The organism is Nocardiopsis protaetiae (assembly GCF_045446735.1).
GTDB classification, from domain to species: Bacteria; Actinomycetota; Actinomycetes; order Streptosporangiales; family Streptosporangiaceae; genus Nocardiopsis; species Nocardiopsis protaetiae.
This window is the reverse complement of sequence record NZ_JBJJBV010000333.1, coordinates 1-6,554: the sequence shown is the minus strand read 5'-3', so window position 1 is coordinate 6,554 and position 6,554 is coordinate 1. Positions and strand designations below refer to the sequence as shown.

At 73.5% G+C, this 6,554-nt stretch carries 6 protein-coding genes; all 6 read left to right on the top strand.

Annotation, left to right across the window (positions count from 1 at the left end):
• The first annotated feature begins 66 nt into the window (after positions 1–66).
• The 6 genes from ACJOT3_RS31020 (at position 67) to ACJOT3_RS30995 (ending at position 6,509) form a co-directional block, all read left to right on the top strand.
• Complete coding sequence (locus ACJOT3_RS31020; RefSeq protein ID WP_406976684.1) at positions 67–996, top strand: ABC transporter ATP-binding protein; 930 nt, start codon at positions 67–69, stop codon at positions 994–996.
• Positions 993–1,832, top strand: coding sequence for an ABC transporter permease (locus tag ACJOT3_RS31015; RefSeq protein ID WP_406976683.1), 840 nt, complete (start codon positions 993–995; stop codon positions 1,830–1,832). The genes ACJOT3_RS31020 and ACJOT3_RS31015 overlap by 4 nt, the downstream gene beginning before the upstream one ends.
• On the top strand, positions 1,832–3,133 hold the full coding sequence (locus tag ACJOT3_RS31010) for a sensor histidine kinase (RefSeq protein WP_406976682.1): 1,302 nt from the start codon (positions 1,832–1,834) through the stop codon (positions 3,131–3,133). Before ACJOT3_RS31015 ends, ACJOT3_RS31010 begins: the two co-directional genes overlap by 1 nt.
• Positions 3,130–3,765, top strand: a complete 636-nt coding sequence (locus ACJOT3_RS31005; protein WP_406976681.1) for a response regulator transcription factor — start codon at positions 3,130–3,132, stop codon at positions 3,763–3,765. Before ACJOT3_RS31010 ends, ACJOT3_RS31005 begins: the two co-directional genes overlap by 4 nt.
• 164 nt (positions 3,766–3,929) lie before the next feature.
• Complete coding sequence (locus ACJOT3_RS31000; RefSeq protein WP_406976680.1) at positions 3,930–4,610, top strand: DUF1707 SHOCT-like domain-containing protein; 681 nt, start codon at positions 3,930–3,932, stop codon at positions 4,608–4,610.
• Between the two features lie 369 nt (positions 4,611–4,979).
• Positions 4,980–6,509 (top strand): M28 family peptidase, encoded by a 1,530-nt coding sequence (locus ACJOT3_RS30995; RefSeq protein ID WP_406976685.1) that lies wholly within the window; start codon positions 4,980–4,982, stop codon positions 6,507–6,509.
• The last annotated feature ends 45 nt before the right edge of the window (positions 6,510–6,554 follow it).

The window sequence follows — 6,554 nt, the reverse complement described above, 5'->3', positions numbered from 1 at the left end:
CGGAGGACACCGGACCGCCCGGTCGCCCGATACCGCCGGGGCCCGCCGCGCGCGAGGCTCGGTGGTATGAGCGCAAACGTGATCGAGGCCTCGGGCCTCCTCAAGAAGTACGGCGACCACACCGCCGTCGCGGGGGTGGACCTGTCGGTCCCCCGCGGCGAGGTCTTCTCGCTCCTGGGCCCCAACGGCGCGGGCAAGTCCACCACGGTCGAGATCCTGGAGGGCTTCCGCCGCCGCGACGGCGGCACCGTCCGGGTGCTCGGCACCGACCCCCAGGGCGCGGGCCGGGCCTGGCGGGCCCGGATCGGCATCGTGTGGCAGCAGGAGACGATGCTGCCCAAGGTGCCGGTGCGCGAGGTCCTGCGGCACTTCGCCGGGCACTACCCCGCCCCGCACGGCGTCGACGCCACCCTGGAGCTGGTCGGCCTGGCGGAGAAGGCCCGCGCCCTGCCCGAGTCCCTGTCGGGGGGCCAGCGGCGCCGCCTGGACGTGGCCCTGGGCATCATCGGCGGACCCGAACTCCTCTTCCTCGACGAGCCCACCACCGGTTTCGATCCCAAGGCGCGGCGCGACTTCTGGGGGCTGATCCGGAACCTGGCCGAGCAGGGCACCACGATCCTCCTCACCACCCACTACCTGGAGGAGGCCGAGGCCCTCGCCGACCGGGTGTGCGTCCTGGCCGGGGGCCGGGTGCGGGCGCTGGGCACCCCCGACACCCTGGGCGGCCGGGCCACCGCGCAGGCCACCGTGAGCTGGTCCCGGGACGGGGCGCGGCACGAGATCCGCACCGACGAGCCCACCCGCGCGGTCGCCGAGCTGGCCGCGGGGTTCGACGGGGAGGTCCCCGAGCTGCGCGTGCACCGGCCCACCCTGGAGGAGGTCTACCTGGGGCTGATCGAGGAGGCCGACGGCGGGGACGCGGAGGACGCCGGGAACGGCGGGAACACGACCGTCGCCGGGAACGGCGGCGGCGAGCGGACGGAGGCCCTGGCATGAGCGGCACCCTCGGCGACACCACCGTGATCCGCGACGCCCGGCTGCCCGGAACGCTCCGCGTGGGCCTGTCCCGGGGATGGCTGGAGATCCGGTCCTTCGCCCGGGAGTGGGAGAGCGTGGTCTTCACGTTCGCCCTGCCCGCGCTGATCCTGACGATGTTCGCGGCGATCTTCGACGGGCTGTTCGACGTCGGCATGCCCGCCGTCGACTACTACCTGCCCGGCCTGTTCGCCATGGGCCTGATGTCGGTCAGCTTCCAGACCCTGGGCGCGGGGATCGCCACCGAACGCGACCAGGGCGGGCTGCGCCGGCTGCGCGGCACCCCGATGCCGCCCGCCGCCTACTTCCTGGGCAAGACCCTGCTGGTGTTCTTCCTCGCCCTGGGGCAGGCCGTGCTGCTGCTCGGGGTGGCCGCGCTGGTCTTCGACGGCGCCCTGCCCGACACCGCCGCCGACTGGTTCACGGTGGCCTGGGTGCTCGTCCTGGGCACGATCGCCTGCTCCCTGCTGGGCATCGCGGTCAGCTCGCTGGCCCGTACCGCGCAGGCGGCGTCCACCATCGTGGTGGTGCCGTTCCTGGCCCTGCAGTTCACCTCCGGGGTGTTCGTACCGGTGGCCGTGCTGCCCGACGGGGTGCTGGCCGTCGCCTCGCTGTTCCCGCTGCTGTGGATGGCGCAGGGCATGCGGGCCGCGTTCTACCCGGACGGGATGGCCGCGTTCGAGCCCTCCGGGGCGTGGGACCTGCACATGGTCGCGCTGGCCCTGGGCGCCTGGTGTGTGGTGGGCTTGGTGCTGGTACTGCTGACGTTCCGGTGGAAGACGCGGAAGGACGGGTGATGGCCGTGGCGGCGGGGGCTCCGGCTCGGGATCCGGCGCAGGGCCCGGCGCGGGAGGCGGCGCGGGACGCGGAGGCGGGGGCTCCCGCGCGGGACGCGGCGGGGCCCCTGCCCGACCAGCACCACGCCTGGGAGCTGAACAGCGGCTGGTACGTCTACGTGACGGGGGCGCTCGCGATCGCCGCGACGGTGGGGGTGGTGTCCGGGACGGGGACCCGCGCCTGGGTATCCGCCGCGCTGCTGGTCGGCACCGCCGTCCTGTACCTGGCCGTCGGCAGGCGCCTGTACCGGGAGGACCGGTACGGGAGCGGGTCGGCGATCGCCTTCTCGCTGACCGTGGCGGCCCTGGTCACCGTCGCGGTGACCCTCACCCCCGACACGACCTTCTGCCTGTTCGCGGTGGCACCCATGTGCTTCATGACGGCCGGGTCGGCGTTCGGCGCGGTGTCGGTCGGGACCATCATGTTCGTCCCCGCCGCCATTCGCCTGGCCACCGGCCAGGTCGAGGCGGGCACCGCCCTGGTGGGCATCGGGATCAACCTGGTCATCATCGGCTTCGCCCTGTGGTTCGGCCGCTGGTTCGAGAGGGTGATCGAGGAGAGCTACGAGCGCTCCCTGCTCATCCGCCAGCTCCGGGAGAGCCGGGCCGAGGCCGCCCGGCTGTCGGAGGAGACCGGCGCCCTGGCCGAGCGGGAGCGCCTGGCGCGGGAGGTGCACGACACCCTCGCCCAGGGGTTCACCAGCATCATCGCCCTCACCCAGGCCGTGGAGTCGGAGCTGGACACCGATCCCGGCCTGGCCCGCCGCCACCTGGCGCTGATGCGGGAGACCGCGGCGGAGAACCTCGCCGAGGCGCGCGCCATGGTGGCCGCCCGCCGCCCCGTGCCCCTGGGCGAGGACACCCTGGAGGCGGCGCTGGAGCGCATCGGGGCGCGGCTGGGCACCGAACTGGGCGTGCCCGTCACCGTGGAGGTCCAGGGCACCCCGCGGGAGCTGCCCGGCGACCTCCAGGTGTGCCTGCTGCGCACCGCCCAGGAGGCGCTGGCCAACGTCCGCAAGCACGCCGGGGCCGACCGGGTGGCCCTCACCCTGGCGCACACCGACGTGGGCACCCGGCTCACCGTCACCGACGACGGGCGCGGCTTCGACCCCGCCGTCCCGGCGGCGGGCAACGGGCTGCCGGGCATGCTGCACCGGGCGCGCGCGGTGGGCGGCGGCCTGGACGTGGACAGCAGGCCGGGCGGGGGCACCACGATCCGCCTGACCCTGCCCGAACCGGAGGAAGAGGGGGAGGCGCCGTGATCCGGGTCCTGCTGGTCGACGACCACCCGGTGGTCCGCGAGGGCATCCGCGGGATGCTCGCCGCCGAGGCGGACCTCGACATCGTCGGCGACGCCGCCTCGGGCCCCGAGGCGCTGGCCCGGGTCGCCGAGCTGGCCCCCGACGTGGTCCTGATGGACCTGCGCATGCCGGGCGGGGACGGGGTGGCCGCCACCGAGCGCATCACCGCCGACCACCCCCGGACGCACGTCCTGGTGCTGACCACCTACGACACCGACACCGACATCCTGCGCGCGGTGGAGGCCGGGGCCACCGGCTACCTGCTCAAGGACACCCCGCGCGCCGACCTGGCCGAGGCGGTGCGCGCGGCCGCGCGCGGCGAGACCGTGCTGACCGGGCGGCTGGCCGGCAAGCTCGTCACCGGGATGCGCAACCGCTCCGCACCGGCCGGTCCGGCGCTGTCCCCGCGCGAGGTCGAGGTGCTGCGCCTGGCCGCCGAGGGGGCGACCAACGCGGCGATCGGCCGCGCCCTGCACATCAGCCCGACCACGGTCAAGACGCACCTGATGCGCGTATACGAGAAACTGGGCGTGGGCGACCGGACGGCGGCCGTCAGCCGGGCGATCCGCCAGGGGCTGCTGCCGGGTTCCTGACCCGGGGGTCCCGGGCCGGGGACGGGAGCCCTGGGCCGGGGGTTCCGGGCGGAGGTCCCGGTCGGGGCCCCGGACCGGGGATCCCGGCGGTCCCGGGGATGTCAGGGACGTCCCGGGGTTCCTCCCCGATGCGGGGGAGGGTGGCCTGCCGACAGAATCGGAATATGGTGGAGACGATGAGCGAGATCACACCCCCCGACCCCGGTCGGATGCGCGCCTCCGACGCCGATCGCGACGCGGTGGCGCACCGACTCCAGGAGGCCTTCGCCGAGGGCCGCCTGGACCCCGACGAGCACAGCGAGCGCTTGGACGCGGTGTACCGCGCCAAGACGATCGGCGAGCTCGTCCCCCTCACCCAGGACCTGCCGGCCGCGGCCGGCGCGTCCGCACCCGCCGTCCCCACCCCCGGCGACTTCCGGTCCCCGCGCCCCATCTACGGCGCCGACCGGATCGTCGACCAGGCGCCGACCAGCCACAGCGCGATCGCCGTCATGGGCGGTGCCGACCGCTCCGGCAGCTGGGTCCTCCCGGAGAACTTCTTCTCCTTCGCCCTCATGGGCGGTATCGAACTGGACCTGCGCGAGGCCCGGTTCACGGCGCGGGAGACCACCATCTGGACCACCGCGATCATGGGCGGGATCGGCATCATCGTGCCCGACGACATCCAGGTCCGCGTGCACGGCCTGCCCATCATGGGCGGTTTCGGCGTGGAGGAGGGGACCCCGAGCGTAGTGGAGCCCGGCACGCCGGTCGTGCACATCCGCGGTCTGGCCGTCATGGGCGGGGTGGGAATCGAGTACCGCAAGCGCAAACACCAGAAGAAGCGGGGCGAGATCGAGGAGTAGGCCGGCCGGGACCGGGGGGCGGTCCGGGCCGGGGGCGAGGGGTGGCCGGGGGGCGCGGGATCCGCGCCCCGTCGGACGTTCGGGCCCCGTGGGTCCGGGCCTGCCGGGTTGGACGTTCGAGCCTCTCAAAGCAGACAATCCAACCACAGTGATCACGGAAACGTAAGACCTGTGGCTGATTGTGGCAACCTGCCGCGGGGTGCTTGCCCTGGGCGGACGAACAGTGACAGTGTGCAGCGATACCTCGCCTACCCCACCCCGGGTGTCCATCCCCCGACACGGCGGTGGACTCCCCCGTACACCGGAGGAACATCGTTGAGCACACCCCACAGACGACGGGCGGCCGTAGCGGGCTTCACCGCCCTGATCATGGCCGCGGGGGTCCTCGCGGCCTCCCCCGCACACGCGGAGCCCGTGACACAGGCGCGCGGCGGCGATGAGGTCGAGCCGCCGGAGTGGCTGCGCCGCCCGGTCCGGCCCGAGAAGCCGGCCCGCCCCAACATGCCCCAGGAGCCGACGGCGCCTTCTCTGTCGGAGCTGGTGACCGCCGACGCCATCAAGGCGCACATGGAGAACCTCGACACGATCGCCGAGTACAACGGCGGCAACCGGGCCACCAGCACCCCCGGCTACGACGTCGCCGCCCTGTACATCGAGGACCAGCTCAAGCGGGCCGGGTACACGACCTTCCGCCACGAGTACGACTACGAGCTGTGGCGCGAGCAGTCCGACGCGGTGCTGGCGCAGACCGCCCCGGAGGAGGTCGCCTACGAGGGCGGCACCGACTTCTTGACCATGTCGTACTCGAACGCCGGTGACGTGACCGCGCCCGCGGTCGCCGTCGACGCCGGCAGCGCCGACAGCGGCTGCACCGCGGACGACTTCGAGGGCTTCCCCGAGGGCGCGATCGCGATCACGGTGCGCGGGTCCTGCCCGTTCGCCGACAAGGTCGCCAACGCGGCCGCGGCGGGCGCCTCGGCCGCGCTGGTGGTCAACAACGCCGATGAGGTCTTCGCGGGAACGGTCAGCGAGCTGTCCGAGATCCCGGCCATCGGTGTCTCCGGCACCGCGGGGGCCGAGCTGCTGGCGACCGAGGGTCTGGAGCTGCGGGTCAAGGTCGACGCGACCGTGGTGGAGGAGTCGTCCTTCAGCGTGCTCGCGGAGACCGCGGGCGGCCGCGCGGACAACGTCGTGGTCGTGGGCGCCCACCTGGACGGTGTCGAGGACGGGCCGGCCATCAACGACAACGGGTCCGGCACGGCGTTCGTGCTGGAGACCGCGATCCAGCTGGCCACCCAGGACGCCCCCAAGAACAAGGTGCGGTTCGCCTTCTGGGGCACCGAGGAAGAAGGTCTGGTCGGTTCCACGGAGTACGTGGGGAGCCTGACCGACGGCCAGCTCGACGACATCGCGCTGTACCTGAACTTCGACATGATCGGCTCGCACAACTACGCCCGGTTCGTCCTGGACGGGCGGATGGAGCTGCCGGGCTCGGTCGGAGCGCCGTCGGGGTCGGGTGCGATCTCGAAGGTGTTCGAGGACTACTTCGCCGCGCAGGGGCAGGTCAGCGAGCCGGGCGTGCTGAGCGGCCGCAGCGACTACGCCCCGTTCATGGCGGCGGGCATCCCGTCGGGCGGGCTGTTCAGCGGCGCGGACGGGGTCAAGTCGGAGGAGCAGGTGGAGTGGTACGGGGGTACCGCGGGCGAGCAGTTCGACCCGTACTACCACACGGCCGACGACACGCTGGAGAACATCAACTGGGACTCGGTGGCGGACCTGTCGGCGGCGGGTGCGCACGGTGTGGAGTTCCTGGCCAAGAGCACGCTGCCGGTGAACGGGGTGCTGAGCACGTTCGCGACGGCGCAGTTCCCGCGCCTGGGTCACGAGTGGGTGCTGTGACCTGATACCGCGGTACGCGGTATGCGGTGCCGCCGAAAGAGGGGC